2 protein-coding genes are annotated in these 1,518 nt (G+C 76.0%); one reads left to right on the top strand and one right to left on the bottom strand.

The window, feature by feature from the left end:
- Nucleotides 1–146 precede the first annotated feature (146 nt).
- Nucleotides 147–449 carry a DUF6343 family protein gene (locus H5J30_RS32625; protein WP_181791281.1) on the top strand — a complete coding sequence of 101 codons (303 nt, stop codon included), beginning with the start codon at nucleotides 147–149 and terminating at the stop codon, nucleotides 447–449.
- Between the two features lie 16 nt (nucleotides 450–465).
- Here the strand turns inward: H5J30_RS32625 and H5J30_RS32620 are convergent, their stop codons facing one another.
- Nucleotides 466–1,107: a nucleoside/nucleotide kinase family protein gene (locus H5J30_RS32620; protein ID WP_181791279.1), complete on the bottom strand. Its 642-nt coding sequence runs from the start codon at nucleotides 1,105–1,107 to the stop codon at nucleotides 466–468.
- Nucleotides 1,108–1,518: the final 411 nt, after the last annotated feature.

Raw genomic sequence — 1,518 nt, 5'->3', positions numbered from 1 at the left:
GGGCGGAGGGACTGCCCGAGGCGCAGTGGCCGCAGGGCCGGCGGATATCCCTGGCGCGCTGCGCGCAGTAGGGGGTCGTACGCGCAGCGTGCCTGGTTGGACCTCGGCCCCGCGGAGTCGGATGCTGGAGGTAGGAGGTGCTAGGCATGAGGCCGATCCGCTCCGGCGACGAGCCCGTGCACGCCCGCTCTCCGCTGCGCCTGCGCTTCTGGCTCGCGCTGTGGGGAACGCTCTGGATGATCGCGGGCACGGTCTTCTTCGTCGTCGTCGACCAACCGGTCTGGGCCGCGGTGACCGCGGCTCTCGCCGCCATCACGACCGTCGACATCGTGGTGGTGGTCCGGCACATGAGACAGGGCTCGCGTTTCCAGCCGGGCCGGGACGTGCCGCCGTACGAGCCGATACGCAAGGACGACGAGGAGCCGCACGAGCCGAAGCGGCGGCCCTGACGCGGGCGCCGCGGGCTTACGGGCGCTCCGGTCGCCAGGCCGGGCGGCGCGGGTCGTCGAGGCGTACGAGGACGTCGGCGGCCTCCGCGGGGTCGGCCTCTTCCTCGTAGCGGGCGAAGGCGGGCAGTGTCCAGCGGTCCTGCTCCGGTGTGCGCCGGGCCAAAGCCGCGGCGGAGAGACGGAGGTGAACGGTCAGGTCGAAGGGGAACCAGCGGCCGAGCAGCAGCGGCCCGTGGAGCAGCGCGACGGCGCCGGGGGGCAGTTGGACGTAGGGGCTGCGCGTGGCGCGGTCGGTGACGGGGTCCCACAGGTCCGGCAGGACGCGCCCGTCGCCGCCGGGCTCCAGCGGGCCGAAGACCTCGCGCCACAGCGCGCCGGTGTCGAGCCAGGTGTCGTAGTACGCGTCGGGGTCCTCGCGCCCGAACTCGTAGCGGAGGGAGGCCGGGCGCAGGAACGCGCCCGCGTCGAGGACGAGGGCCTCGCGCCCGAGCACACGCAGGGCATCGCCGACCCGTTGGGCGAGTGCCCGGGGTTCCGCCGCCGGAGCACCGTCCACGGCGACGCGCAGCCAGGGGCTGCCGTCGGCCGCCTTCATCCCCGCGACGCGCTCGGCGAGCGCCTCGGTGAGCCGCTCCCAGGAGATCGCTTCCAACCGCACGGTCCCATGATGCCGCGCGGCGGCGGGGGCTGCCCGGGCACGGGGGGAGGCGAGGGGGCGAGGGGGGTGAGGAGCGAGGGGGCGATGGGGCGAGGGGGCGACCGCGGCGGGCTGCGGTGCGTGTACGCGGCCGGGAGCGTCGGCGGCGCCCGTGGGCCCGCCGGCCCCCGGGTCTGCGGGCTGCCCAACCGGGCGGTGCGCGGGAGTGGTTGAGTACGGGCAGCGGATGCGTGTGCGCGCACCGCGGCCGGCGCGGGATCGAGGGGGACGACACACGTGGGACCGGACGAGCTGAGCCCGCCCGAGCGGCGGCTGTGGGACGCCTTCCCCACCGCCGAGCGCGTCGACCTGCGCACCGGCGACCCCGACACCCCGTTCCTGGAGCTGAGCCCGCTGGCCGGCTGGGGCTCT

The sequence above is a fragment of the Streptomyces phytophilus genome (genome assembly GCF_013870535.1).
Taxonomy (GTDB): domain Bacteria; phylum Actinomycetota; class Actinomycetes; order Streptomycetales; family Streptomycetaceae; genus Streptomyces; species Streptomyces phytophilus.
Note: the sequence above shows the minus strand (reverse complement) of the source record. Positions and strands in the feature narration are given on the sequence as shown.